The sequence below is a fragment of the Bacillus sp. FSL R9-9492 genome (genome assembly GCF_038007365.1).
Taxonomy (GTDB): Bacteria; Bacillota; Bacilli; order Bacillales; family Bacillaceae_G; genus Bacillus_A; species Bacillus_A mycoides.
On sequence record NZ_JBBOXC010000001.1, the window covers coordinates 808,682 to 834,813 of the forward strand.

Below are 26,132 nucleotides of genomic sequence, written 5' to 3' on the forward strand. Positions count from 1 at the left end.
GTGGGATGAAAGTGAATAAAGCTTTAACAATTGCAGGGTCTGATAGCGGAGGCGGCGCTGGGATTCAGGCGGATTTAAAAACATTCCAAGAGCTTGGTGTGTATGGAATGACGGCTATTACAGCAATTACTGCTCAAAATACGCTTGGCGTTCAAGGGGTATATCCTGTTTCTTTAGAAGGGATTACGGAGCAGCTTAATTCAATTGGTACGGATTTAACGCCAGATGCTGTAAAACTGGGAATGTTATTTAGTAGTGAAATTATTCAAATTGTGGCAGAGCATATTAAGAAATTTGGCTGGAATAATATTGTGCTAGATCCTGTTATGATTGCAAAAGGCGGGGCATCATTATTACAACAAGAAGCAGTACAAGCATTAAAAGAATATTTATTGCCAGTAGCAACTGTTGTAACACCAAATGTTCCTGAAGCAGAAGTGTTAACTGGAATGGAGATTCATAATGTAGAAGATAGTAAGGAAGCTGCAAAAGTATTGCATGAATTAGGAGCTAAATATGTGCTTATGAAGGGCGGACATGCAGAATATCAAGGTAATGAAGTAATTGATTTACTCTTTGATGGTGAGCAGTTTATTGAATTTAGAAGTGAACGAATTCCTTCGAAGCAAACGCACGGAAGCGGGTGTACATTTGCGTCTGCAGTTACAGCAGGACTTGCTAAAGGCTACTTGATGGAAGAGGCAGTTCAAGAAGCAAAACGATTTATTAGTATAGCAATTGAAGAGCCATTGAATATTGGAAGTGGTCATGGGCCGACGAATCATTTTGCATATAAATTGAATAAGACGCATGTATAAAGATACGAGAAGCCAGTTTGTTAACTGGCTTTTTTTGTGTTTACTTTTTCAAAATACAGGAGTAATATATCAGCCAGAATACATTTTTTGTAATACGCTGAGTCCAAATGTATGGAGCGGAGGAACCAATTTGTGCGTCGTCACTAGGGGTGAATCTTTCAATGTTGAAAGTAGGGCTACTCTCAAAGTCCGAATCCGACAGCTAACTTCGTAAGCGTCTTGAGAGAGGACGGTGCCATGATGGATACATCACTTCATCGGTCTGATTAGTATAGGAGAATATCAATCTATGTTTGAGTTCTTTTATGCTAAGGAGGATGAGGTACATGGAACTAACACTTATTTGTGTTGGAGAAAAAAACAAGGTAAAGAGTTTAAGAGAGCTAGTAGCATTTCAGCATGAGTTAATTATTTTTACAGCCAATGAAGAGATAGCGGATGAAGTTAGAGAGTATGGGTTTGAATCAGCTTATAGCTGTAATAAGGAGAAGGATTTTACTAGTATTTGCGAGCGTATTAAGAAGGTGATTTTACTAGGGGATGAGCTTCCGATAGTTAGTTTCTTCACAGAACACATTCGTTTTTCTTTTCAAGCGCCTATTACTGTTGTTACAAAGAATAAACGCTATCCGGCCAGGCTCTATGAAACAATTGGAGCTAAATTTGTAGTGTTTACGAACTGTGATAATATTTCTTTTTTATTTTTTGAATAGGGCGGGGGAAATGAAGATGAAAGTGTTGTTACTAGGAGATATAGCGAATCGTTGGGCGATATCGGTAGAGAGAGTTCACGAATTGGTAGTGCTCGATCCTCTTTTTCCAGGTCCATATATTATATTACCATCAAAAGATGTTTTGTATTTAGAGGCGGATATTACCGAATATGAGCAGTTACATGCGGAATTATCACAAGTTTATATTCGAGGGAGAAATTTGCGTGCTTTTTTGCGTGGAGAATAAAGGTTGAATGAAAAAAGAGCGAATGCTGAGTGCAACAAGCTATGCACTTCATGTAATTCGCTCTTTTTATTTCGTATTTAAAAGATCATTTCTGTGAAAAAGAAAGGAAAGACGAGAAAACAGATGAAAAAATATTAATAACAACTAATGTAAACGCTTAAATAGATGGATATTTTCTTATTTTCAGTAATTTACCCCTTTACAAGTTAAATTTAGAGGAGTATATTTACTCTCATAAATCATTCATGAAATTTCCAAAAAAAACCTAAAATCGCTGAGTTCCAGAAATGGAGCGGGGGAACCAATTTTGTGCATTGTCACTTGGGGTGAATCTTTCAATTTTGAAAGTAGGGCTACTCTTTAGGCCCGAATCCGACAGCTAACCTCGTAAGCGTTTAGAGAGGAGGTTTACTTTGTGTTGTTCGTTTCGAACACTAAGTAGAGCTTAGTGTTCTTTTTTTGATAACTAGATGGTAAATTTTAACAAAAGTGAGGGGTAGTTATGTTAGATGTTGTAATGATCGGTATTTTTGTTGGGTTAGTCGCATCGATGGCAAGTCTTGCAAGTTGGTCAGATAAAGTTGTGAAAGAAGGGAAGCAATCATGATGATTGCCTTATCGGTTATTGTTGCAGCGATTACGGTGTACTTAGTGTACGCATTATTAAATCCAGAAAAGTTTTAATTAGGGGGAATCATTCATTATGATTTGGGTTGCAGTCGTTATTACAATGCTCTTGTTTATTCTAGTAGCAAAGCCAACGGGGATTTATTTAGAAAAAGCTTTTCAAGGTAGCAAAACGCTAGATAAAGTATTCGGGCCTTTTGAAAAACTTATTTTTAAAATTACGGGTGTAAAAGAATACAATCAAACGTGGAAACAGTACGCATTATCACTCGTTTTACTCAACGGATTTATGATTGTTGTTGTATATTTCATTTTCAGATTACAAGGTGTGCTGCCGCTAAATCCAGCGCATATCGAGGGAATGGAGCCTACGCTTGCTTTTAATACAGCAATTAGTTTTATGGCTGATACAAATTTACAGCATTATAGCGGTGAAAATGGTTTGTCTTATTTATCACAATTAATCGGGATTACATTTTTAATGTTTGCAGCACCAGCAACGACGTTAGCGCTCGTTATGGCATTTATAAGAGGGCTCGCTGGAAAAGAACTTGGTAACTTTTTCGTTGATTTTACGAGAGCTTTAACGAGAGTATTTCTTCCTATTGCGTTTGTTGCAGCGCTAATCTTTGTCGCACTTGGTGTACCACAAACGTTAGACGGGGCAGTTACAGCACAAACAATTGATGGGGCAAAACAAAGTATTTTACGTGGTCCAGTTGCATCATTCGTTTCCATTAAAGAACTTGGAAATAACGGCGGTGGATTTTTCGGGGCAAACTCTACACATCCTTTTGAAAATCCAGGGCAAATGAGTAATATTTTGCAAATGATGCTTATGATGTTATTGCCAACAGCACTTCCATTTACGTACGGACGAATGGTAGGAAATAAAAAACAAGGTCGTATCCTTTTCGTGTCACTATTCATGGTGTTTTTACTAGGATTTATAACGATTACGACATCTGAATTACATGGAAATTCAGTGTTAAATGGAATGGGTATCGAACATGTACAAGGAAGTACAGAAGGAAAAGAAGTCCGATTTGGAACAGTATTTTCTTCCCTTTATGCGACAGTAACGACAGCTGCGGAAACAGGGGCCGTTAATACGATGCATGATACGTTAACACCAATTGGTGGTCTAGTTCCACTCGTAAATATGATGTTAAATACAGTATACGGCGGTGTTGGAGCAGGTTTTGTGAACATTATTATGTATGCAATTATTGCAGTCTTTATATCTGGTTTAATGGTTGGACGGACACCGGAGTTTTTAGGTAAGAAAATTGAAGGTAAGGAAATGAAATTGATTGCGGTAACGATTTTATTTCATCCATTGCTTATTTTAGGGTTTTCAGCATTAGCTCTTTCAACAAGCTTAGGAACGGATGCAATTTCTCATTCAGGTTTCCACGGTTTAACGCAAGTTGTATATGAGTACACATCGTCAGCTGCGAATAACGGATCTGGATTTGAAGGTTTAGCAGACAATACACCGTTTTGGAATATTACAACTGGTTTAGTTATGTTTTTAGGACGCTATTTCAGTTTAATTACGATGCTAGCTGTTGCAGCTTCACTGAAAGAGAAGACGGTAGTACCAGAAACAGTCGGGACATTCCGTACGGATAATGGTTTATTTGGAGGGATCTTTATCGGAACAATTGTAATTGTTGGTGCGTTAACATTCTTCCCGATGTTAGTACTTGGCCCAATTGCAGAATTTCTTACATTGAAGTAATGGAGGGTAAATGATGAGACCGGTAGTAGTAAAAGAAAAAAGAGTAAATGAATCACAAATACATGCTGTAGAAGATGAGGTTAGACAAGCGAAAACGATGGATCGTGATATCGTGACACATGCGATGAAACAATCCTTTGCGAAATTAAATCCGAAAGTAATGATAAAGAATCCGATTATGTTCGTTGTGGAAATTGGATTTATCATTACGTTAATTTTATCCTTTCTTCCAAGTAGTTCTAGTAGTGTACCAGGGTGGTTTAATATAACAGTTTCTCTCATTCTATTATTTACAGTTTTATTTGCTAACTTTGCAGAAGCTTTAGCTGAAGGACGTGGTAAAGCGCAAGCCGATTCTTTAAAACAATCGAAGAAAGATGTGTTTGCAAATGTTGTAAAAGAAAATGGAGATATTGTTCAAGTTTCAGCAACTGATCTGAGAAAAGGTGACGTTGTTATTGTAAAACAAGGAGAAATGATTCCAAATGATGGTGAAGTAATTAAAGGTTTAGCGTCTGTCGATGAATCTGCAATTACAGGGGAATCAGCTCCTGTAATAAAAGAGGCGGGTGGTGATTTTTGTTCAGTAACAGGCGGTACGATGGTCGTAAGTGATGAGATTACGATTGTAATTACGAGTAACCCTGGCGAATCATTTATTGATAAAATGATTTCTTTAGTAGAAGGAGCTGCGCGTCAAAAAACGCCGAATGAAATTGCCTTAAATACAGTATTAACGAGTTTAACTCTAATTTTCTTAATCGTCGTTGTGACGTTGCCGATTTTTACAAACTATTTAGGGTTTCAAATTGATACAGCTGTACTTGTAGCATTGTTAGTTTGTTTAATTCCAACGACAATTGGTGGGTTATTATCAGCGATTGGTATTGCTGGGATGGACCGCGTAACAAAGTTTAATGTATTAGCGATGTCAGGGAAAGCAGTAGAAGCTGCGGGTGATATTAATACAATTATTTTAGATAAAACAGGTACGATTACTTTCGGGAACCGGATGGCACATACACTGCTTCCTGTAGGGAATGAAACGATTGAGCAAGTAGGAAAATGGGCTGCGATTAGCTCAGTTTTAGATGAAACACCAGAAGGTCGATCTGTTATAGAATATGTACAAACGAAATCTATATCATATAATAGAGAAATTGCAGAACAAGGTGAGTTTGTTCCGTTTAAAGCAGAAACGAGAATGAGTGGTGTTGATTTAAAAGACGGAACGAAAGTGAGAAAAGGTGCTGTAGGTAGCGTGATTGAATGGGTTCAATCACAAGGCGGAACGATTCCGAAAGATGTGAATCAAAAAGCAGATTTAATTTCAAAAGAAGGCGGCACACCACTTGTAGTTGCAGTGGATGATCGTATTTACGGTTTAATTTATTTAAAGGATACAGTAAAACCTGGTATGCGTGAGCGTTTTGAACAATTGCGCCAAATGGGGATTAAAACGGTTATGTGTACAGGGGATAACCCATTAACAGCAGCAACAATTGCAAAGGAAGCAGGAGTAGATGAATTCGTTGCTGAGTGTAAACCAGAAGATAAAATTGCGGTTATTAAAGCAGAGCAAGACAAAGGGAAACTTGTAGCGATGACAGGTGATGGTACAAATGATGCCCCGGCATTAGCGCAAGCTGACGTTGGATTAGCGATGAATAGTGGTACGACAGCTGCGAAAGAAGCAGCGAATATGATTGATCTAGATTCGAATCCAACAAAAATCATTGAGGTTGTAGGAATTGGTAAGCAATTGTTAATGACGCGTGGTGCGTTAACAACGTTTAGTATTGCAAACGATATAGCAAAATACTTTGCAATCATTCCAGCGATGTTTACATTAGCAATTCCGCAAATGGAAGCATTGAACATTATGAAATTAACATCGCCACTTTCAGCGATTTTATCAGCATTAATATTTAATGCAGTTATTATTCCACTACTAATTCCGTTAGCGATGAAAGGTATTGCGTATAAACCGATGAGTTCTAATGCATTGCTTAGCCGAAACTTACTCATTTATGGGCTTGGTGGAGTTATCGTTCCATTCATCGGAATTAAAGTAATTGATATGATTGTCGGCTTGTTCATATAAGGAAGAGGGGAAAAAAGATGGCGAAAAAACAAAGTATACTTTCACCAATTATTCGTATTACTTTTACATTTCTAGTTTTGTGCGGCCTCGTATACCCGCTTATTGTAACTGGTATTGCGCAAGCGGTAATGAAGGATAATGCGGATGGAAGTCTTATATATAATGATAAAGATGAAGTAGTTGGTTCAAAATTAATCGGTCAAAATTTCACAGATCCACGTTATTTTCATGGACGTGTCTCTAGTATAGAATATAAAGCAGAAGCATCTGGTTCAAATAACTATGCACCGTCTAATCCAGATTTAGCAAAACGAGTTGAGAAAAGTATTGATGACTGGAAGAAACAAAACCGGGCCGTTCCAGTTACAGAAGTACCGATAGATTTAGTGACGAATTCAGGTTCAGGGCTTGATCCTGACATTAGTCCGAAGGCGGCTTCCGTACAGGTAGATCGCATCTCGAAATTAACGAATATTCCGAAAGAAAAGCTAGATCAATTGATTAAGGATCAAACGGAAGGTGCTGCACTCGGCTTGTTTGGAGAAGATCGCGTGAACGTCTTAAAGTTAAATTTAGAATTACAGAAACTACTGAAATAGTAACAGTGCTACCTCAATCTAACGGATTGAGGTAGTGTTGTTTTGAAAGAAAGGTTGTGAGTGTGTTGTATGCGGATGACTATAAACCAACGTTTCAAAGGCGAACACCAGAAGAGTATTTAGAATATATTCGTCAGCAAAATCGCGGAAAGTTAAAGCTATACGTAGGGGCTGCACCTGGAGTTGGGAAAAGTTATAAAATGCTATTTGATGCAAGAGAGATGAAAAAAGACGGTATTGATATTGTAATTGGTTTAATTGAAACACATGGTAGGGAAGAGACAGAAGAAGCGATTGCTGATTTAGAAAAAGTCCCTTTAAAAGAAATAGATTATAAAGGAAAGGGATTTTATGAGCTTGATGTGGAAGGAATTATAAAGCGGGCACCACAAATTGTTGTTGTGGATGAACTTGCGCATAGTAATATTCCCGGGTCGAAAAATAAGAAACGTTACATGGATGTGCAGGAATTGTTAGATGCCGGTATATCTGTATTATCAGCATTTAATATTCAACATTTAGAAAGTGTTCATGATATTGTAGCTCAAATTACGAATGTCAAAGTACGAGAGCGTATTCCAGACTTTATTTTACAAAAAGCAAATGAAATTCAGCTTGTTGATGCAACACCTGAGGTACTCCGGAAGAGATTAATAGATGGAAAGATATATAAGGAAGAAAAAATTCAACAAAGCTTACAAAACTTCTTTACGATAAATAATTTAGGGGCATTAAGAGAGTTATCACTTCGAGAAGTTGCAGATGATATGGATGAGAAAATTAGCCAAACAGTAATAGAACCGATCGGTGTGAAAGAAAAAATTCTCGTTTGTGTACAATACAGTTCAACAGCAGAGAAATTAATACGGAGAGGTTGGCGCATGGCTGATCGGCTAAATGCTGAATTGTATGTGTTAAACGTTGAAAGAGAAAATATAGATTCTATTTCAGCAGGCAAAAAGCAAACGATTGAAGAATGGAAATCGCTAACGAATCAATTTGATGCGAGCTTTGTATTAGAAGAAGCAAAGGGAAGAAAGCCCGCTGATGTTATTATTGAAGTTGCAAAAAGACTACAGGTGACACAAGTTTTACTTGGGCAATCGGCAAGAACACGTTGGGAAGAAATACGAAAAGGTTCAATTGTAAATGAAATTATGAGGCAAACGAAGTATATTGATATTCATATCGTTGCAGATCAAAGAGTTTAGAATAGAGACCATCTATAGGTCTCTATTTTGCTTTTTGTACAGCCTGAAAACGTAGCATATTCATTGCGCATAAAATGATAAATAGAAATGTAATTGCACCTAGGAAGAAAATCCAAAAGTAATTTTGATTAAATACAAGAAATCCACCTACAAGTGGCCCTGTGCCCATACCGAGATAGCGGATGAAGTTGTACATACCGATAGCAGTTGCGCGTTCTTGTACGAATTCCTCCGTTAATAAAGTAGTGTGAGTTGGCATAGAAAGTCCCATACTAAAACCGTATAAAGATGTAACGATAATGATGAATGAGATATTGATGCTATATGTGAAAGAGAATAAAGTGACACATATAATATTGAAGAAACTAGTGATGAATAAAGCTTGCTTTGTTGTGAGGCGTTTTTGCAAAAGCTTGTAGCAATAACTTCCTAACATAATAGAAAGGGACATCGGTACAAATATAAGACCAATTTTACTTGCAGTTAAGTGAAATGAATTTGTTAAAATGCTTGGTAAAAAAACGAGGAAGCAAAAGTAAATACAAAATTGAATGAAGCCAATAAGAGTAATAGAAAATCCAGTTTTATTTTTTAAGATAAACCAGTAACTCTTTTTTGCTTGCGGTTGCTTAATTACAGTTGGTTTTGTTTCTGGAAGTAGTGAAATGTTTATAATTAATAAGAGAATGCCAAGTGTAGATAAAAACAAAAATACGGATAAATGGCCATTTATACTGCCGAGATAACCACCTATAAGAGGGCCAATTGCAGGTGCGAGAGCAAGTAACATTTGATACAGGCTCATCGCTTCTCCGCGCTCTTTTCCTTCAAATAAATCACCGATAATCGTTGCTGCAACTACAGGGATAGCTGCTATTCCTATAGCTTGAACAGCCCTAAAAAATAGAAATAAATAAACGTTCGCCGAAAAAGCACATCCGATTGAACCAATTGTACTAATGATTAAACTAGGGATAAGGACAGATTTTCTCCCTTTTGTATCAATTAAAGGTCCGTATATGAGCTGCATAATTGCAAGAACGAATGTGAATAGTGAAACTGTTAAATTTACTAGATAAAGAGAAGTGTGAAAAGAAGCTTGAATCATAGGCAAGATAGGTGTGTAAATATTTTGAGCGAAGGAACCGAGTAAGGCACTCATACAGACAACGTATAAAATAAAATGTAGTTTGGATTTTTTCATTATGTTAACCTCCTTGTAATTTAGTTTCCTCAGAAACTAAATTTATTTTAACATGTTTTTCTCACTTGTAAATATGAAAAAATGATTTTAAAATGGTATATAGTTAAATTGTTTCTTTGGAAACTTAGGGGGCGAACGGATTGGAACGTACAACGAAACAAATGGAAATACTTTCGGACATTCGTACACTTTTGCATAAAAAAGAAGAACATTTGAAAGGGCAAAATGAGAAGTTTCTTCGTGAGACAGGTATAAGTGGTATGTCTTTATCTGAACTACATGTGATCGAGTGTATCGGAAAAAATGCTCTGATGAATGTAACTGCTATTACGACAGAAATGGGAATGACAAAGGGTGCAATCTCTAAAATTTGTACAAAGTTGTTTCAAAAGCAATTCGTTGAGAAGATGCAAATGTTAGATAATCAAAAAGAAATTTTCTTTCGCTTAACGGAAAGCGGAAATGAAATATATAAAGCTCATGATAAATTGCATAAACAAGCTGAAGAAAAGTGGCTGCTACTGTTAGATGGATATACGGAAGAAGAGCAAGATTTTATTCAAAGGTTTATAAAGGATGTCTCCAAACATTTGGAAATATAATTGGAAGAAAAAAGTCCTTTATTTCAAGCCTTTTGAATATAATTTCTAAAAAAACTCATATATAATAGAGGAAGATACTTAACATAGTGAATAATTAAAGAGTCAATATATAAAGAGGAGAGAATAACATGCTTGAAAATACGGGATTAGTATTAGAAGGCGGCGGTATGCGTGGTGTATATACGGGCGGGATATTAGAATATTTTATGGAACAAGATTTATATTTTCCATATGTAATTGGTGTATCAGCTGGTGCTTGTCATGCAGCGTCGTATCTTTCCAGACAAAGAAATAGAAATAAAACAGTAAATATTGATTATGCATCACACCCACAATATTTATCGTATAAAAATTTATGGAGAAAACGCCAATTGTTTGATATGGAGTTCATTTTTCATGAAATTCCAGAAAAACATGTCCCGTTTGACTTTGAAACATATTTTAATAGTCCAGAGCGTTTCCTTGTAGGCACAACAGATTGTGAAACAGGACAGTCTGTTTATTTTGAAAAAGAAGGAACGAATGATGATGCACTAAATTTATTACAAGCATCTAGTTCATTACCTTTCATTGCACCGGCAGTAAACTACCGAGGTAAGCAATTGTTAGATGGCGGGATTTCAGACCCGATTCCAGTTCGTAAAGCACAGGAAGATGGATTTAAAAAATCAGTCGTTATTTTGACGAGAAATCATGGTTACGCGAAGAAAAAATCAAAATTTGGTTGGATTGCAGCAAAGGCTTATAAGAAGTATCCAAACCTTGTAAATACGATGCTGAATCGTTATGAAGTGTATAATGAAACACTTCACTACATTGAAAAAGAAGAGCAAGCGGGTAATTTATTTGTTATTCGCCCAGAAGTGCCGCTTCAAGTAGATCGTATGGAAAAGGATACGGCTAAATTACAAAGTTTATATGAGCAAGGCTATGAAGATGCAAAGAGACAATTTGCAGATTTGCAGACGTTTTTGCAAAGTTAAAAACCTCTATATAGAGGTTTTTTTATTCATGGTATAATATGGATAAAAGTATGTGGAGAGGTGATACATATGGAAAATGTATATAAAGGGCTTAGACATACTGGATTTACTGCAATGCTTATTTTGGGCGGTGTATTTCTGCTGCGCTGGTTCATCCATGATGAAATGCTACTGGATCAGCTTATTGGGTTTAGTGTAGGAATGATGATGGTTATTTCATCAGTTTTCATTCAAAAGTATAGTAAAGAATTACAGGTAGATGAGAGGTATTAGAAATTGTAAGCTCCCTTTATATTTGGAGGGGGCTTTTTTATTTATAAAAAAATCCCTCTTTACGAGGGATTTTAATGTGGTAAGAAAACTAATTGATAAGCGAACAAGATCCCGAATAAATACACAAGTGGGTGAACAGCACGGAATTGTCCTTTTGCCACTTTCATAAGTGGGTATGAAATAAATCCAAGTGCAATACCTGTTGAGATACTTGATGTAAGTGGCATGCTTAAGATTACTAAAAATGCTGGGAATGCTTCATCGAATGTATCCCAATCGATGTGGCGAACTGAGCCCATCATAAGACTACCAACGATAATTAGTGATGGTGCTGTAATAGCTGAAACGCCAGAAACAGCGCTCACTAACGGTCCGAAGAATGCTGCTAATGCAAATAGAACAGCTACTGTAACAGTTGTTAAACCAGTACGACCACCAGCTGCAACACCAGCAGATGATTCAATGTAAGCTGTTGATGGTGTTGTTCCGAACATAGCTCCAATTGTTGCTGAGAATGAGTCAGATAGAAGAGCTCGTCCTGCTTTTGGAAGCTTTCCATCTTTCATAAATCCACCTTGTTGTGCTACACCAAGTAATGTTCCAGTTGTATCAAATAGTGTAACAAGGAAGAATGAGAACACAACGCCGTATAATCCGTAGTTAATTACATCAGATACAGCAGTAATTGGATTTGAAACGATAATTCCTTCTGGTAATCCAGGCATTGATGTAACGCCGCTTGAGAATGTTAATTGACCTGTGAAGTAAGCAATAATACCAGTTAATAACATTCCGATAAATAGTGCCCCGTTTATATTTAAAGACATAAGGATAATTGTAATTCCAAGGCCAGCTAATGCTAGTAGAACTGGAGCTGAGTGAAGATCGCCAAGCCCAACTAAGTTTGCATCATTTTTTGTAACAATTCCCGTTAAGCGCAAACCGATAAAAGCAATAAAAAGACCGATACCAGCAGTAAGTGCATGTTTTAAGTTTTCAGGAATTACTTCCATTAATTTTGTACGGAAAGATGTGAATGATAACAAAATTAAAATCATACCTGCTACGAATACAGCAGAGAATGCAATCGCGAAAGTCATGCCTTCATGAGCTTTTACAACAGAATAAGAGAAGTAAGCATTTAATCCCATACCCGGTGCAATTGCGATTGGTAAGTTTGTAAAGATTGCCATAAATAATGTTCCGACAACAGCAGCGATAATTGTAGCTGTAAATGCTTGTTCAAATGGAACGCCTGCATCCCCAAGGATGACAGGGTTTACGACAATGATATATGCCATTGTTAAAAAGGTAATAATACCTGCCATAATTTCAGTTTTAATAGAAGTTTTATGTTTTGAAAGGTTAAACATATAAACATCCTTTCTTTTTACGAATAATTTCCACAACAGTTATATATAATATTCGTTTTTTATCTATTTTGCAATAGTTTTGCATAAAAACTTTAGAACAACTCATATTTTATGTCTTAAATTCGAATGTTAACCGTAAAATTGCGTGTAAATTGCGGTTTTTTAATGTGTAAGTAGTTTTTAATATTGTGCACATTATAAGGGGAAAGGAGTTGAAGGAAGTTATGCCACAGCAAAAAAACTTTTTAACGATGCCAGCGCAGCATCAAAATAAACAGCCTGGTATTGAATCGTTAATGAATCCTCTTCCAAAGTTTGAAGATCCTAATTATAAAGGAAGCGAAAAGTTAAAAGGAAAGAATGTATTAATTACAGGGGGAGATAGTGGGATTGGGAGAGCTGTTTCCATCGCTTTTGCAAAAGAGGGAGCAAATATTGCGATTGCTTATTTAGATGAGGACGAAGATGCGAATGAGACGAAACAACTTGTTGAGAAAGAAGGCGTGAATTGTGTATTGCTGCCGGGGGATTTAAGTAATGAGCAACATTGTAAAGATATTGTGGAAGAGACCGCCCGGCAGCTGGGGAGTTTAAATGTTCTTGTGAATAACGTCGCACAGCAATATCCGCAGCAAGGGCTAGAGTATATTACAGCGGAACAGTTAGAAAAAACGTTCCGTATTAATATTTTTTCTTATTTTCATGTTACAAAAGCAGCCCTCTCTCATTTAAAGCAAGGGGATGTAATTATAAACACGGCATCTATCGTTGCGTATGAAGGAAATGAAACGTTGATTGATTATTCTGCAACGAAAGGAGCGATTGTCGCTTTTACAAGATCGCTATCTCAGTCGTTAGTACAAAAGGGAATTCGTGTAAATGGTGTTGCACCAGGCCCAATTTGGACACCGCTTATTCCATCCAGTTTTGATGAGAAAAAAGTATCACAGTTTGGGAGTAATGTTCCTATGCAAAGGCCTGGTCAGCCGTATGAATTAGCGCCTGCATATGTATATTTAGCGTCTAGTGATTCGGCATATGTAACGGGACAGATGATGCATGTAAATGGTGGAGTAATTGTGAATGGATAGTTTTCATTTATAAGAGCAAAGTAAAGTTAATTGTATTTATCCCGCTATTTGCGGGCAGTAAGACTCCTACCTAACAATTCGGTGAATACAAGGAAGTTAGGTGGGAGATAAATGTCCGTAAATGCTCGATTGGTGAAGGCTAATCCTCAGTGGGGATGGACAAAATCCCCCAACGAGTAAAGTTTCACTTTATTATGATGTTAGTGCTAGGGAGGATTTAGATGAAGAAAGTATGGTTTATCGTAATCCTATTTTTCTGCCTGCCAGCTAGCGTTTTTGCTAATACAGATCATTTAATATTAGTTAACCTTACGACGAATCAGCTGTCTTTTTTTGAAGATGGAAACTATACTAAGACATTTCCGATAACGACAGGAAAAGACAGGACCCCGACGCCTGAGGGTAATTTTTGTATTATAACTAAATATAAAAATAAAGAATACCATCGTAAAAAAATAGCTGGGGGTGCTCCGAATAACCCTCTCGGTACGAGGTGGTTAGGTCTAGATAAAAAGGAATATGCAATTCATGGAACAAATCGGGAATGGACGATTGGAAGCAGGGAGTCGAATGGTTGTATTCGCATGCACGATCGGGACATACAATGGTTATACGACCGGGTACAATTACAGACGAAAGTAATTATTTCTCGTTTTCATACGAGTCCCGAATATGAAGCGTATAAGCTTGGTTATCGGGTTGTGAGTTGGAATGGTCGTAAAGTAGAAGAAGAACAAATTGGAATGCTTACGTTAGTAGATCGTGTAAATATATATTGGCAAGAACCAAATGGACAATTGACGAAAGTAAAAACGGTATTGCCAAATGAAAAATATACAGTGTATTCAAAACGAAAAGATGGAACCTATTATATAGGAAACAATTTGTATATTGTAGATGTAACGGGAGAAAAAATTCGTTATGAGCAATTACCTTATTCGATTTTAAGTAACATATATAAAAGGAAATATAATGTTCCATAATAGCTACCGTGTATAGGCGGTAGCTTATTTGTGATGAAGTTTAGTTGGTTTTAATGATTTCATACCAATCGCGCGCCTGTAAATAGTGAGATAAAAAAATTGAAACAGCAACTATTATGTTTTGCTGAATATAATACAGTACAGACTGGGGGGCGGTCACATTATGAAAAGTGAATTTGCATTTAAAATTTTCTTAATCACGACTTGTTTATTTATCGTGTATTTATATGCGTTACTCGTTTTCTCCTTTTATGTTCCATATATTGATTTAATATTGTTCGTTGGATTTATTTGGGCATTTGTTAAAGCGAGGGAAGGGGAGAAGAGTGTATATCGGCGCATTACTTTATGCGGGACGGTCCTTCTCGTTATTTTGTACTTTTTTATGATGCATGATGTTTGGAGAGGAATGTAAAAAAGCATACGACAATCGTATGCTTTTACGTTTAATATTTCGGTTTAAATGTATGACAACACGTTTCTACACTCGTTGCTACAGAGCTTTCTAGCGTCTCGTTTGTTAAAACAGCGCTTGTATACGAATCATTTTCAGTTTGACCAGCTTCATCTGCATCAGGCTGAACGATGATAGCACTTGCTTGACAAAAGTTACCTTGTCCCCAAAATGAGCAATTGGAAACAGAACATCTTACTTCTGGCATAAAACCCCCTCCTTATACATTAGTGTGGGATTTTACGCCCATTTCATGTGTAGAAGGAGTTTCCTTTTCTCATTACTGCTTCGTTTGCTCAAGCCATTCTTTTAATTTGTCTTTCGATTGTTCGCCGCTAATACGGCTCACTTCTTTACCATCTTTAAAATGAATGATTGTTGGAGTGCCTTGAATTTTATATTCATCCCAAGGGGCATCTAATTTTTCAATATCCATAACTTTCATATCAACATTCAAGTCTTTAGCCATCGGTACTACGATAGGAGATAATTTTTGGCAATGAACGCAAGATGTTTGATAAAAGTATACTGTTTCTTCTTTTTTCTCTTTTAAGTTCTTTTGAAGATCTGAAAGAGAGATTTTATTTGTGTAGTAGTCAGAACCATCTGTTTGACTACCAGTAGCATTATCAATTTTTTGGCTAGTTGAAGCATTTTTTTCTTCCATTTGTGTTACAGCGAAAATTGCTGCAAACAAGGCGATAATAATACCGCCAAATATAAGCATTTTTTTCATTCTTTCATCTCCTTATTTGTTTTTGATTACGATAAAGCTACAAACAGCGATTGTGATAAAGCCGATAAGTGCTAAAAACGGGATTGTCACAAAGCCGAACCAGTTTATGTATTCTCCCGTACAAGGTACGCGGCCGCAAGCTGCCCCAGCAGCTGAAAATGCTGCGATTTTTTGAATTGCATAGTGATATAAAGAAATACAAGCACCAATACTTGCGATTGGTAAAGAATAACTTGCAATGCGATAATCTTTCTTTACTACAGCGATACCAATCCATAAAACGAATGGATACATAAAAATACGTTGATACCAACAAAGGACACAAGGCTCAAATTTCATGATTTCGGAAAAGTATAGACTTCCTAATGTAGCAATAAATGAAGCTCCCCATGCAGTAAGTAAAGCATATTCTTGCTTTTTTTCTCGTCCCATATTTTATACCTCACTTATAATAGTTACATACTAAATTATAGTATGAAGTAGTAGGGAAAAGAAAGAAAAAATATGTTTATCAATAAAAGTTTTATAAGGAGAAACATTTATTGATATCAACATTTTAAAAAGCGCCATTCTCATAAAGAGAATAGCGCTATATTTTACATTTGAATTTGCTCTACTTCTTCTACATGTGACTTTTGAGATGCGTGGTCAATATATTGAAATAGGAGCTGCAATTGTTTATCAACCTCTGGTAGTTCTTTACTGTATTGATAAGCATGTAAAAAATGCTCAATACGCTTAGAAAATAATTGATCGTTCGTCTGAACCATGAGAACGAGTAATTTATCCCAATTACAGCAATACGTGTAATAGAGAGCTTTATCATAGTCGTTATATGTTTGCACTGTGTACCCTCCTTACCGAGAGTTATATATAGTGTGTGATAAGTAAGGAGAAATACACTTGAAAGAATTTGTTAAGAAAAAAAGTGAATGAAAAAAACGAGGTATTTCCTCGTTTTTTAAGCTTTTGGCATTGGCGTAGGTGTTGGTTTCCCATATCCTTCTTTGTATTTATTATCAATATAATTACGAATTTCAAGCGTTGATTTTCCTTTTTGTTTCATCGAAGCAGATTCAACCGCGATTTCTAAGCAATTTACACAAGTTGTTGCATGGGAATCCCAAACAACTTCACCATTCTTCTTAATTTCACGAATAAAGCAATTTTTATTGTTTTTATGTCCTACACTTTCACCGCAACCGCAGTAACATGGAATCCAATCTAATAGCTCTGCATTTTGTCCAGCGACAGTGTAAATGTCTTTCATTTGTGGATCAAGCTTGTCTAGGAAGGTAGGGAGTGTGTCGACTCCTTTTGTCTTTTCTTGAATATCAGCTTGCTGAGTATGTGATGCGTGGTCATGTTCTTCTTTTGATTCAGAAGATTTTTTTTCATCTGTACCAGTACTCCCGCATCCAGTAAGAATTAAGCTCAGTACTACAAGTAAAGAAAATACATACCTTTTCATTCGCTTGTCCCCTTTACAAATGTATTAATCAAATTGTATCAAATATCATGGGGTGTCGGGAGAAGATTTTTTCGACTTATTTTTGAAGCGCCATCGTAGTGAATGGAATAGAAATAAAACTGGAATATAAGCGTATACAATATATAAGCCAGCTTGAGATAGTACCGTATTTAATGTATTGATACTTTCCCGGTTTGTGAAAAACAAGGATGAAATAAATATAGCTGCGATAAAAAATGGCAGTGTAATTTTAAATGGTATGTGAAAAGATTTCTTACTAATGCAACAAGAAGACCAAATCGTTAAACAAAGGTTAGGTAAAATAATAAGAAACCATAAGAAAATAATAATGTACTCAAACCTTTGGATAAAGGGAATCTTAATAATTTTTAGCATCGTTAATGTTGGCCAAATTGTATGATGTAGTTGTCCTTGGCTATAGTACATAAGGGAAACAAGCGCTAATATTACGTATAGAATGGTTGTAAAAGCAATACCGCTATGTGCCCATTTATTTAACGATTTTCCTTCTTTTATAAATGGATAAAAAATAAGGATTGCTTCAAATCCAAGAAATTCTAATGCAGATGCTTTAGTTGCAGTTAGAATGTCTAAAGGTGAATGAGTGAGAATTGGGAAAATGTTACGGACATGTGCGTATTTCATCGGGAAAACTAAGAAAAATAGTACGAAAATCGGTATTATGACGCCCCAAAAACAGATTCCTGTTACAGAGCGGAATCCACCTTTTATTACGTAATATGTTACGAGTAAAAATAATAACGTTAATTTCCACGGTTTAATTGTAGGAAAGACCCAAACTTGAATGACTTCAATATATGTACGAAGAACAGTAAGGCAAAATAATAGAAGATATGCAGCAAAGCACACGGAAAAAAATGTTCCAATCCACTTTCCAAAACATGTCGTATGAATATTCATTAAATCATTATCTTTTTCTAACATTTTAAGCATGCAAAAGAGCACGATATGAGTTGCAATACCAGCGACAATAAGGGAAATCCAAGAATCATAACCGGCATATTGCGCAATAACTCTTTGGTATCCTAACACACCTACTCCGATTTGAAGGGAGTGTAATAGAAGAAATGCGAAATAAGGGGAAACAGTATTTGTTTTATTTTGTTCAGCCATTATAGCACCTCACTATTCTCCGATACCAGATTGCACGACATTGATTTGCACATGAACAGCAACCTCTACGCTAGGATACATTTCTTGAATTTGTTTTATACTCCATTTTCTTGAGTGGCTACGAATTTCTTCACGTATCCCGATTGGATCGATTTCTTTTTCTTGAAATTGTTTTATTAATTCATTTAAATGTTTTTCAAGTGTGTTCTCCACATGTTTTTTTACATAAGTTATGTTTTTATTTTTTGATAAATCAAGCCAGTCGGGAGCGTTTTTTATGAGTCCATTTAATTTTAAGTGGATGTTAACTTTCGGAATGTCACCGTTTTGGGAAAGGGAACAAAAACTTTTTCCAGATAAGTTTTGAGTTGCGATTAATCCTTTATGTTTACCTTGACGTATCGGAACTTCGTAACGTCCATTGTTAGTTGGATTAATGAGTAATTTAAATAAAAAAGATCCTGTTTTATCTGTATACATAGCTACTTTATCCTTTTTTAAAAAAGCGAGTCCTTTAATGGAAGCAGACTTGTCTTCTGCAACTTGAATGTAAGGAAGAAATGGATCGGAACCTGATGAATAAAAGTTATATAAGAAAATATTTAAAGCTGTCCGAGGGATTGTCTCGGTTTCTATATTTTGCTCCAGTAAATCAGACAGATATAGCGATCCATTTGTTTTGACATGTTTAAGTAGTTTTTCTGTTGAACCATCTACAAGTGCTAGCTGCACATCTCGGCCAATGTTAGGATCACGTTGCAAGTTGTTAATAACATCCCCAATTCCACGTTCGCCAAATGATTTTCCAAATAGGACAACACGCATTTGACCTACAGCGATAGTATGTGGCGATTTGGCGTTTAGGAGTGAAGAGATTGTTTCAATGGTACCAGCGGTAGTTGACTGAGTTTCTGGTTTGGATTGCACTCCTTTTGTGTAATCCGGATATAAAATCGTCCCACGGAATTTTTTATCTTTCGTTATATCGAATCCACCCACATGAATAATTCGCTGCGTATCAACTATATTCGTTTGTGTACAGCCGGATTGGAAAATTAAAATGATAATGGAAAAGCATAGTAAAATATTTTTCATTTTTTCTCACCATCGCGTTTTTCTTTCGCTTTGTTTGGATCATAGCGCCATTTCTTTTTTGGTCTCAGAAAAGAGGCGCGCCCTGCAGTTTGACTAAATGGTAAGCGCAGGAGACCTTCTGCTGTCCCTAAACCGCGAAATGGATATAAAGGTAATAAATAAGGTGATCCAAGTGATTTTAAGCGAATTAAATGAGCTAATATGAATACGAATCCTACAATGAGACCTAAGCCCCCAAATGCACCAGCTAAAAGAATAAGTGGAAATCGTAGTATCCGGATAGTAGAAGACATTTTTACAGTTGGTGTTGTAAAAGAAGCGAGTGCTGATAAAGCAACCGCAATTAATAAAATGGTACTCGTTAAAGCAGCCTGAACAGATGCTTGGCCAATTACAATCCCGCCAACGATGCCGATTGTTTGTCCAACTTTTGTAGGTAATCGTGCTCCAGCTTCACGGAGCAATTCGATTGTGATTTCTAAAAAAAGTGCTTCTAAAATGGGCGGAAAGGGTACATTAGCTCTTGAAAAAATAATCGGACCTAGTAAATCCGCAGGAATCATTTGATAGTGATACGTTAATACAGCTGTATAAATAGCTGATGAAAATAGAGAGAATGCTGCTCCGAAAAAGCGAACCATTCGAAGAAATGAGCCTGCTATCCATGGTAAATAATAATCTTCTGGAGATACGAAGAAATCGAGTAATGTCGCCGGTCCAGCTAATGCGTATGGTGAACCATCTGTTAAAATGACAACACCACCATTAATGAGTGCATAAACAGAACGATCTAAGCGCTCTGTAGGTAGTAAAACAGGGAAGGGAGAGTTACTATTATCGCTAATAAATTGTTCGATCATAGTCGCATCGAAAGGAACATCAAAGTCAATGCCTTGTAGGCGCTGCATTGCAGTATTGACGTGCTGATCATTTGTAATGCCTTCGATGTAAGCAACTACGACCTTTGTTTTTGATATAGAACCAACTATAACTTCTTTGAAAACTAATTGTTCTGTTACGATATTTCGCCGAAGTAAGTGTATATTTGTATCGATATTCTCAACGAAGCCGACTTTTGGACCGATGACACTATATTCATTCTCTGTATCGTTATATAACCGTGTACCTAAAACCGAACTTTCAGCACGAATAAGTGCATATTCTGCTGAGTGAGAATCATTTTTTAGCTGAATAAGTACATACCCACTTAATAATTTTTCACGAATATCATCAATAGAAGGGTTGGTGATGATGTCCTCGAGTGTTACGATATTTGCTATATCACTTATATTTTCAATGTGATCTAATTCTCTTTTTATAGGTGTTAAAATGAATCGATTAATGAGGAGTGATTCGGCTGTAGATTTATAATAAAACAAACACAATGTTCCATCGTCTACTACGTTATAAGACACGAAATCACTGGATTCTTTCATAGTGTGGATAAACTCCGGAATAGAACAGAGTGCTTTTTTCTTCTTTTTAGATGATACACGGAACATTTCCTCACCCCTTACACGCATCATTTACTTGTGTTAGTTTTTGGGAAAGACGGGAATTTATACTTGAAAATTGAAAGTTCATAAAGTGAAGGCTAATAATCGGGATTTTACGGGCAGCACGACTCCCACCTAACTTCTTTGCTCCAGTCGAATTTTGAGGTGGGAGTTTTACTACCCAGAAATAGCGGGATAAAGAAAAGGAAGAGTATTGAATATCTCTTCCTTTTTGACAGGCTAATTTGTTTTCTTTTCTTTAATAGACTTCACTAATTTAATCATTTCTGCCCGTATATCTTCTTTTTTAACATTTAATTTTTCCGCAATTTGTTTAATATCCATCCCATCTTTTTTCATTTTTAGTACATCGTCAAGAGGGGTATTACTTTTTTGAGAGATGATTGTTAACACGGTAAGTTGGCGTAAGCCGATGTTATATTCTTTCATTTTTTGTTTCAGTCCATCTGGTGTGGACTTTTGCATATTTGCTAATTTTTGCAGTAGTGCTTTTTTCGTTTCTTTATTCATATGATGCTTTTTCAATTTACTTGGGTCTACACCGAAATGTTCGGCTGTTTTCTCCCAAGATTTATTTTGCTTATAGTAAGCTAAAACGTCCTTAATTTCTTTTTTACTTATTTTTGCAATGTGGGCAGCTTTCCAAATTTCATGTTTGTTATAGCCGAGTTTTTCGAGAGAATGCATTTCTTCCTCTGAGATTGGTTTATGATGATGCATTGTTACTTCTTTTGGCGGGGCAGCGGAAGCAGGGAAAACAGACACTCCGCATAATAATGCTGCCATAGTCATACTTGCTGCGATTTTCTTATACATGTAAACTCCTCCTAGATGGGTAATGTGGAAAACTTACACATATCATTTCCATAAAATGTGAAAAACTTGTGAACAAGTTAAGTTTTTTTATTCACAGTATAAAAAGAAGTTTTTCTTGGTTTTCCAACATAAAACATTGATTAATAGTGAAAAACTAGGTTATAATCGAAATTGAAAATCAATATCAATGACGGATTTATACATATAGATAAAAATAAGGGAGAGAAAAATATGACTACATATACTTCCATCGCAAACGTTATTAAAGAAAGACGTTCTGTTCGTACATTCACAGATAAAGCAGTAGAAAAAGAGCTATTAATTGAACTATTAAACGAAGCAACGTGGGCGCCGAATCATAAAAACCGTGAACCATGGAATTGTAAATTATACATTGGAGAAGGCCGTCAGAAATTAGTAGACGCAGTATTAAACTCTTTCACAGAAGAAGAAAGAGCGAAACGCGGCAAAATTTTATCTGACCGTTTCTTAAGCACCCCTGCACAAATCGTTGTGTACATTAATGAAGATCCGCGTCAAATTCAACGTGACGAAGATTACGCTGCAACATGTGCATTTATGCAAAACTTCCAATTACTTGCTTGGGAACGCGGCTTAGGATGCGTTTGGAAATCAGGTGGATTAAACTACAATCCACTATTTATAGAAGGAATCGGTTTAACAAGAGGTCAACGCATCATTGGAATTCTTTATATCGGCTATTTCGATAAAGCACCAGAAGGAAAAGCTCGTACACCGATTACGGAGAAGATGGAGATCATTGAAGGTTAATTAGAAAGAGGCATTCTCGTTTTTTAAGAGGGTGTCTTTTTATTATGCAATCAATCCTCATGAAAGCTTGTTCCTCATCATACACTTTCTTAAGGGAAAGTGTAAGGAGGGAAAATAATGAGAGCAAGTGATGATAAAGCACTACAATATGCGATTGCTGAAATTACGGAAATTGCGACTGGATTTGGTCTTGATTTTTATCCGATGCGCTATGAAGTATGTCCAGCGGAAATTATCTATACATTTGGTGCATATGGGATGCCGACGAGGTTTTCGCATTGGAGTTTTGGAAAGCAATTTTTCAGAATGAAATTACAATACGATTTAGGACTTAGTAAAATTTATGAACTCGTTATTAACTCTGATCCATGTTACGCCTTTTTATTAGATACGAATTCTTTAATTCAAAATAAATTAATCGTGGCGCACGTTTTAGCACATTGTGATTTCTTCAAAAATAATATTCGTTTTTCTAATACGAAACGCGATATGGTGGAGAGTATGGCAGCGACAGCAGATCGTGTGAAGGCGTATGAACATAAGTATGGAAGAGAAGAGGTAGAAACATTTTTAGATGCCGTACTTGCCATTCAAGAACATATTGATCCATCGCTTATGCGTCCGAAACTTGCATGGAGTATTGAAGATTTAGAAGAGGATGTAGAAAAGAAAAAGATATCACAGTACGATGATTTATGGAATTTAGACGATCGAAACAAAACGCGAGAACGACCTAATATGCATAAAAAGAAGAAAATCCCTCCGCAACCAGAAAAAGATTTACTCCTCTTTATTGAAGAATACAGCCGTGAGCTAGAAGAGTGGCAGCGTGACATATTAACGATGATGCGTGAGGAAATGTTATATTTTTGGCCGCAGCTTGAAACGAAGATCATGAACGAAGGCTGGGCTTCCTACTGGCATCAACGCATACTTCGTGAAATGGACTTAACATCTGGTGAAGCAATTGAATTTGCGAAATTAAATGCAGGTGTCGTACAGCCATCAAAAACAAGTATTAATCCATACTACCTCGGTATTAAAATGTTTGAAGATATTGAAGAACGCTACAACAATCCGACAGAAGAAATGAAAAGGCGTGGTGTGAAGCCAGGCTCTGGTCGTGACAAAATCTTTGAAGTACGAGAAATTGAATGGGATGTATCATTCCTAAGAAACTACTTAAATAAAGGACTCGTAATGAGAGAAGATATGTACTTATTCCAGCGCCAAGGAAAAGAATATAAAGTAATTGATAAAGAGTGGGAACATGTACGCGATCAACTCGTAAATATGCGCACAAATGGAGGTTTCCCGTACTTAGTAGTAGAAGATGGAGACTACTTAAAGAATGGGGAATTGTACATTAAACATAGCTATGAAGGAATTGAACTAGATTTAAAATACTTAGAAAAGGTATTACCGTACCTTCATCAGCTATGGGGAAGAACGGTGCATATGGAGTCCATTGTGGAGAGTAAGGGCGTTGTGTTTTCTTATGATGGGAAGATGGTGCATCGGAAGTATGTGTGATGAAAAGAACGGACATAGAATTTCTTGTCCGTTCTTTTTATTTTGAAAATGGTAAATATGCTATTCTTGAAGAGAGGGAGTTACATAGAGAAATGGAGCGATTCAAATGAGCAAAGTAGGGGTGTGCAAGGTGGATATTACGCCGCCTATAGGTATTGATTTTATCGGATATCATAGAGATACAGGGATTAATAATATTGAAGATCACATTTATGGGACAATTTTTGTATTTGAAAAAGATGAAATGAAAACTGTGTTCATAAGTATTGATAATATCGGAATGTTAGTAGAAGATACGACGATGATTCGTGAACGAGTAGCTAGTGAGCTGAATGAGCCGTTGCAGCAAATAACTGTCGTTTATACACATACTCATTCTGGTCCGGAAACAGTCGGTGATCATCCTTTAATAAAGTCGTATAAAACGATTTTACTAAATAATGTAGTGCAGGGTGCTATTACTGCGAATAATAATATGCGGTCATGTGAAGTTGGGTGGGATGTTACGACAGGTGATATTGGAGTAAACCGAAGAGAGAGGACACCTGATGGAAAAGCAAAGATGGGCATAAATATAGAGGGTATTGTAGATAAAAGAATTGGTGTTTTAGCAATGAGAAATGCTGAGTCAAAGGAGTTAGCTGGGGTCATTGTATTTTGTACTGCTCATCCGAATGTTTTAAAAGGGGATAGCGATGTATTATCAGCAGATTATCCTGGAATGACGCGAGAGATTCTGGAGAAAATAGTAAACTGTCCTGTTATTATTGTTCAAGGTGCTGCTGGAAACGTGAATGCGAAGTATCGTGGTTCACAGGAAGCATTAAAACAAATGGCTTACGTACTCAGTGGACATGTGTTAACGATATTACCAACAGTTACATATAGACCAATTGTAAATCTAAGAACTATTTCGACGATGATGCAAATGAAGTTAAAGGATATTCCAGAAATTGAAGAGATAAAAAGAATGGCCCAATTAGCTGAGAAGCAGTGGGGTGTGAATACTGACGAATGGCTTGCTATTGTTTTAGATAAGCATAGGAAAAACATTAGGCACTTAAGTATCGATTTAGAAATTCAATTGTTTCAAATTAATGATGGTATATTCTCTGGAATACCGATGGAACCTTTTTCAGAAACTGCTTTAGAAATGAAAGAGAGTGTTCAAAATGAACTAGCTTTCTTTGGTGGCTATACGAATGGATATATTGGTTACTTACCGACAAAAGAGGAGTATGCATATGGTGGATATGAAGTGGAATTAAATCCTGTTGTGTATGGGCCAGTTACAAACTTGTTGATGCCGCCAGAGGAGAATACGGCAGAGCTGATCGTGCAGAGAGTTACGGAATTATATAATGTATAAAATATGGGTATCCCATATATTTAAAACAAAATTTAAAGGAATCAATGATTTTAATAAAGCTGTAAAAAACGAATCCATTTTGAAAAAGAATAATCAAAATGGATTCGTTTTTTATATGGAGTTTTTGTTTACCAAACAGGTCGTATGCTCGATGATAATTTTCCTGTATTTTCTTTAGTAACGAATGTTGTTAAATCCTCTTTAAGCATTTGCATTCGTTCTGCACCTATGTTTGCAATCCATCGTTGTTCTATTTCAGCTACTATTTCTTCTTTTGCTTTCATTACTGCTAAACCACGCTCGGTTAAAACAATAATTTTACCTCTTTTATCAGTAGGATGCGTTTGGCGCGTGACATAACCACTGTTCTCAAGAGAATCTACCATTTTACTTATGGCTTGTTTTGAAACCCCTAAAGATTCAGCTAGTTCTATACCGGTTGCCCCATTAGGAAGGATGCGTTTGAACATAAAACCATGCGCTGGCCTAATATCTTCAAATCCTAATTCACTTAATTTGTCATGTAGTTCAGTAATTAATGTGCTGAAAGATAGTGATAAAAGTGATGTAAGATCTAGTTCGTTAAGTGTTTGATGAGTCATGTATATAACCTCCTTACTCA

General features: G+C 36.3%; 30 protein-coding genes and 2 riboswitches. Of the genes, 18 read left to right on the forward strand and 12 right to left on the reverse strand.

Features of this window, described 5'->3' with window-relative positions; all coding sequences use genetic code 11:
- Positions 1-5 precede the first annotated feature (5 nt).
- From thiD to kdpDN, 9 genes are all read left to right on the forward strand, one after another.
- Positions 6-818, forward strand: coding sequence for a bifunctional hydroxymethylpyrimidine kinase/phosphomethylpyrimidine kinase (gene thiD, locus MKY70_RS04010; protein ID WP_002125335.1), 813 nt, complete (start codon positions 6-8; stop codon positions 816-818).
- 85 nt (positions 819-903) lie between these two features.
- Positions 904-1,051, forward strand: a riboswitch (cyclic di-AMP (ydaO/yuaA leader).
- 93 nt (positions 1,052-1,144) lie between these two features.
- Entirely contained in the window at positions 1,145-1,531 is a 387-nt protein-coding gene (locus tag MKY70_RS04015) for a hypothetical protein (protein ID WP_140152412.1), read from the forward strand.
- A gap of 16 nt (positions 1,532-1,547) precedes the next feature.
- Positions 1,548-1,778, forward strand: a complete 231-nt coding sequence (locus MKY70_RS04020) for a hypothetical protein (RefSeq protein ID WP_016101779.1) — start codon at positions 1,548-1,550, stop codon at positions 1,776-1,778.
- A 262-nt stretch (positions 1,779-2,040) separates the two neighbouring features.
- A riboswitch (cyclic di-AMP (ydaO/yuaA leader) is annotated at positions 2,041-2,186 on the forward strand.
- A gap of 94 nt (positions 2,187-2,280) precedes the next feature.
- Positions 2,281-2,385, forward strand: a complete 105-nt coding sequence (locus MKY70_RS04025) for a SipW-dependent-type signal peptide-containing protein (protein ID WP_000887888.1) — start codon at positions 2,281-2,283, stop codon at positions 2,383-2,385.
- Complete coding sequence (gene kdpF, locus MKY70_RS04030) at positions 2,382-2,462, forward strand: K(+)-transporting ATPase subunit F (RefSeq protein WP_000972378.1); 81 nt, start codon at positions 2,382-2,384, stop codon at positions 2,460-2,462. Before MKY70_RS04025 ends, kdpF begins: the two co-directional genes overlap by 4 nt.
- Positions 2,463-2,481: 19 nt before the next feature.
- A complete protein-coding gene (gene kdpA, locus MKY70_RS04035) occupies positions 2,482-4,149 on the forward strand; it encodes a potassium-transporting ATPase subunit KdpA (protein ID WP_002029869.1) in 1,668 nt (555 codons plus the stop codon).
- Positions 4,150-4,162: 13 nt separating this feature from the next.
- Positions 4,163-6,253: a potassium-transporting ATPase subunit KdpB gene (gene kdpB / locus MKY70_RS04040; protein ID WP_341023289.1), complete on the forward strand. Its 2,091-nt coding sequence runs from the start codon at positions 4,163-4,165 to the stop codon at positions 6,251-6,253.
- Positions 6,254-6,270: 17 nt separating this feature from the next.
- Complete coding sequence (kdpC, locus tag MKY70_RS04045; protein WP_088033989.1) at positions 6,271-6,852, forward strand: K(+)-transporting ATPase subunit C; 582 nt, start codon at positions 6,271-6,273, stop codon at positions 6,850-6,852.
- A gap of 56 nt (positions 6,853-6,908) precedes the next feature.
- On the forward strand, positions 6,909-8,063 hold the full coding sequence (kdpDN, locus tag MKY70_RS04050) for a KdpD-like non-kinase potassium sensor (protein ID WP_341023292.1): 1,155 nt from the start codon (positions 6,909-6,911) through the stop codon (positions 8,061-8,063).
- A gap of 22 nt (positions 8,064-8,085) precedes the next feature.
- On the opposite strand, the gene MKY70_RS04055 is transcribed toward kdpDN, so the two are convergent.
- Positions 8,086-9,267 (reverse strand): MFS transporter, encoded by a 1,182-nt coding sequence (locus MKY70_RS04055; RefSeq protein ID WP_088033984.1) that lies wholly within the window; start codon positions 9,265-9,267, stop codon positions 8,086-8,088.
- Between the two features lie 140 nt (positions 9,268-9,407).
- Between MKY70_RS04055 and MKY70_RS04060 the strand changes: the two genes are divergently transcribed.
- The 3 genes from MKY70_RS04060 to MKY70_RS04070 all read left to right on the forward strand — a co-directional run bounded on the left by MKY70_RS04060 (position 9,408) and on the right by MKY70_RS04070 (position 11,125).
- The gene (locus MKY70_RS04060; protein ID WP_088033982.1) at positions 9,408-9,869 is read left to right on the forward strand and encodes a MarR family transcriptional regulator; all 462 of its coding nucleotides are present in this window, start codon (positions 9,408-9,410) and stop codon (positions 9,867-9,869) included.
- A gap of 128 nt (positions 9,870-9,997) precedes the next feature.
- The gene (locus MKY70_RS04065) at positions 9,998-10,852 is read left to right on the forward strand and encodes a patatin-like phospholipase family protein (protein WP_088033980.1); all 855 of its coding nucleotides are present in this window, start codon (positions 9,998-10,000) and stop codon (positions 10,850-10,852) included.
- A 69-nt stretch (positions 10,853-10,921) separates the two neighbouring features.
- Positions 10,922-11,125: a hypothetical protein gene (locus MKY70_RS04070; RefSeq protein ID WP_140152410.1), complete on the forward strand. Its 204-nt coding sequence runs from the start codon at positions 10,922-10,924 to the stop codon at positions 11,123-11,125.
- Between the two features lie 71 nt (positions 11,126-11,196).
- On the opposite strand, the gene MKY70_RS04075 is transcribed toward MKY70_RS04070, so the two are convergent.
- Entirely contained in the window at positions 11,197-12,498 is a 1,302-nt protein-coding gene (locus MKY70_RS04075) for an NCS2 family permease (RefSeq protein ID WP_002029878.1), read from the reverse strand.
- A 224-nt stretch (positions 12,499-12,722) separates the two neighbouring features.
- Here MKY70_RS04075 and MKY70_RS04080 point away from each other — a divergent pair, with 224 nt between their 5' ends.
- From MKY70_RS04080 to MKY70_RS04090, 3 genes are all read left to right on the forward strand, one after another.
- On the forward strand, positions 12,723-13,589 hold the full coding sequence (locus tag MKY70_RS04080) for an SDR family oxidoreductase (protein WP_044444677.1): 867 nt from the start codon (positions 12,723-12,725) through the stop codon (positions 13,587-13,589).
- Positions 13,590-13,810: 221 nt separating this feature from the next.
- Positions 13,811-14,572, forward strand: a complete 762-nt coding sequence (locus tag MKY70_RS04085) for a L,D-transpeptidase (RefSeq protein ID WP_002029880.1) — start codon at positions 13,811-13,813, stop codon at positions 14,570-14,572.
- A gap of 163 nt (positions 14,573-14,735) precedes the next feature.
- Positions 14,736-14,987 carry a hypothetical protein gene (locus MKY70_RS04090; RefSeq protein WP_002029881.1) on the forward strand — a complete coding sequence of 84 codons (252 nt, stop codon included), beginning with the start codon at positions 14,736-14,738 and terminating at the stop codon, positions 14,985-14,987.
- Between the two features lie 31 nt (positions 14,988-15,018).
- Here the strand turns inward: MKY70_RS04090 and MKY70_RS04095 are convergent, their stop codons facing one another.
- From MKY70_RS04095 to MKY70_RS04135, 9 genes are all read right to left on the reverse strand, one after another.
- On the reverse strand, positions 15,019-15,234 hold the full coding sequence (locus MKY70_RS04095) for a DUF1540 domain-containing protein (protein ID WP_097837991.1): 216 nt from the start codon (positions 15,232-15,234) through the stop codon (positions 15,019-15,021).
- 72 nt (positions 15,235-15,306) lie between these two features.
- Positions 15,307-15,762, reverse strand: a complete 456-nt coding sequence (locus MKY70_RS04100) for a thioredoxin family protein (RefSeq protein WP_341023300.1) — start codon at positions 15,760-15,762, stop codon at positions 15,307-15,309.
- Between the two features lie 12 nt (positions 15,763-15,774).
- Positions 15,775-16,194 (reverse strand): disulfide formation protein C, encoded by a 420-nt coding sequence (locus MKY70_RS04105; RefSeq protein WP_099684388.1) that lies wholly within the window; start codon positions 16,192-16,194, stop codon positions 15,775-15,777.
- 164 nt (positions 16,195-16,358) lie between these two features.
- Positions 16,359-16,607, reverse strand: coding sequence for a YhdB family protein (locus MKY70_RS04110; RefSeq protein ID WP_001195459.1), 249 nt, complete (start codon positions 16,605-16,607; stop codon positions 16,359-16,361).
- Between the two features lie 116 nt (positions 16,608-16,723).
- Positions 16,724-17,233 (reverse strand): PCYCGC motif-containing (lipo)protein, encoded by a 510-nt coding sequence (locus MKY70_RS04115; RefSeq protein WP_131247290.1) that lies wholly within the window; start codon positions 17,231-17,233, stop codon positions 16,724-16,726.
- Between the two features lie 45 nt (positions 17,234-17,278).
- Complete coding sequence (locus tag MKY70_RS04120; RefSeq protein ID WP_088033970.1) at positions 17,279-18,388, reverse strand: GerAB/ArcD/ProY family transporter; 1,110 nt, start codon at positions 18,386-18,388, stop codon at positions 17,279-17,281.
- A 12-nt stretch (positions 18,389-18,400) separates the two neighbouring features.
- Positions 18,401-19,483, reverse strand: coding sequence for a spore germination protein GerYC (gerYC, locus tag MKY70_RS04125; protein ID WP_088033967.1), 1,083 nt, complete (start codon positions 19,481-19,483; stop codon positions 18,401-18,403).
- On the reverse strand, positions 19,480-20,985 hold the full coding sequence (locus tag MKY70_RS04130) for a spore germination protein (RefSeq protein WP_088033964.1): 1,506 nt from the start codon (positions 20,983-20,985) through the stop codon (positions 19,480-19,482). Before MKY70_RS04130 ends, gerYC begins: the two co-directional genes overlap by 4 nt.
- Positions 20,986-21,219: 234 nt before the next feature.
- Complete coding sequence (locus MKY70_RS04135) at positions 21,220-21,816, reverse strand: hypothetical protein (protein WP_341023313.1); 597 nt, start codon at positions 21,814-21,816, stop codon at positions 21,220-21,222.
- 231 nt (positions 21,817-22,047) lie between these two features.
- Here MKY70_RS04135 and MKY70_RS04140 point away from each other — a divergent pair, with 231 nt between their 5' ends.
- From MKY70_RS04140 to MKY70_RS04150, 3 genes are all read left to right on the forward strand, one after another.
- Positions 22,048-22,608 carry a nitroreductase family protein gene (locus MKY70_RS04140; RefSeq protein ID WP_341023315.1) on the forward strand — a complete coding sequence of 187 codons (561 nt, stop codon included), beginning with the start codon at positions 22,048-22,050 and terminating at the stop codon, positions 22,606-22,608.
- A 117-nt stretch (positions 22,609-22,725) separates the two neighbouring features.
- On the forward strand, positions 22,726-24,141 hold the full coding sequence (gene spoVR / locus MKY70_RS04145) for a stage V sporulation protein SpoVR (RefSeq protein WP_088033962.1): 1,416 nt from the start codon (positions 22,726-22,728) through the stop codon (positions 24,139-24,141).
- Positions 24,142-24,247: 106 nt separating this feature from the next.
- Entirely contained in the window at positions 24,248-25,510 is a 1,263-nt protein-coding gene (locus tag MKY70_RS04150) for a neutral/alkaline non-lysosomal ceramidase N-terminal domain-containing protein (RefSeq protein WP_341023319.1), read from the forward strand.
- A gap of 128 nt (positions 25,511-25,638) precedes the next feature.
- Here MKY70_RS04150 and MKY70_RS04155 read toward each other — a convergent pair whose 3' ends face one another.
- A complete protein-coding gene (locus tag MKY70_RS04155; RefSeq protein ID WP_012260356.1) occupies positions 25,639-26,112 on the reverse strand; it encodes a MarR family winged helix-turn-helix transcriptional regulator in 474 nt (157 codons plus the stop codon).
- Positions 26,113-26,132: the final 20 nt, after the last annotated feature.